This window comes from Oleiphilus sp. HI0067, from assembly GCF_001635735.1.
In genome coordinates, this window is record NZ_LWFI01001464.1 from 1 (window position 1) to 858 (window position 858).

Sequence of the window (858 nt, forward strand, 5' to 3'; positions counted from 1 at the left end):
TTATCGGTCATATCTCCGTCAGCAACAACACCACCCAGCAAAATTTTGATGTTTACTTCGTTATCAGAACAATCCACGCCAGCGGCGTTATCAATAAAGTCAGTATTCAACAACCCGCCGTTTTGAGCATACTCAATGCGCGAGCGCTGGGTCATCCCTAAATTACCACCCTCGCCTATGACTTTGACGCGAAGCTCTTCGCCATTTACGCGCAAGCCGTCGTTTGCCTTGTCTCCGCAATCTGTATGTGCTTCGGTTTTAGCCTTAACATAAGTTCCAATCCCTCCAAACCACAACAGATCTGAATCTGCTTTCAGTAAGCGATTGATCAATATCATTGGCGCTAGACTGTCTTCTTCTGCATCGATCAGCTTTTTGATCTCAGGACTCAATGGGATAGATTTAGCATCTCGTCTGAACACACCCCCGCCACGAGATATCAAGTCTTTGTTGTAATCATCCCAAGACGATCTCGGCAATTCGAAAAGCCTTTTTCTTTCTTTAAAGGATCGCTCAACATCTGGATTAGGATCGATAAATATATGTAGATGGTTAAATGCTGCGACCAGTTCTGTCTTGTCGGACAAAAGCATTCCATTGCCGAACACATCGCCGGACATGTCACCGATGCCAACACAACTAAAAGTTTCTTTTTGGATATCTTTTCCAAGCTCTTTAAATAATCTTTGAACAGATACCCACGCACCTCTTGCGGTAATACCCATTTTTTTGTGGTCGTAGCCTTGGCTGCCACCAGATGCAAATGCATCGCCTAGCCAATGCCCCCGATCCAAAGATATTTGATTTGCGATATCTGAGAATGTCGCAGTACCTTTATCAGCGGCCACAACCAAGTAA

At 44.6% G+C, this 858-nt stretch carries 1 protein-coding gene; it reads right to left on the reverse strand.

Annotated features, from left to right (window positions below):
• Positions 1-858: NAD-glutamate dehydrogenase domain-containing protein (locus A3739_RS23875; RefSeq protein WP_197472532.1), on the reverse strand; the 858-nt coding region annotated here is incomplete at both ends.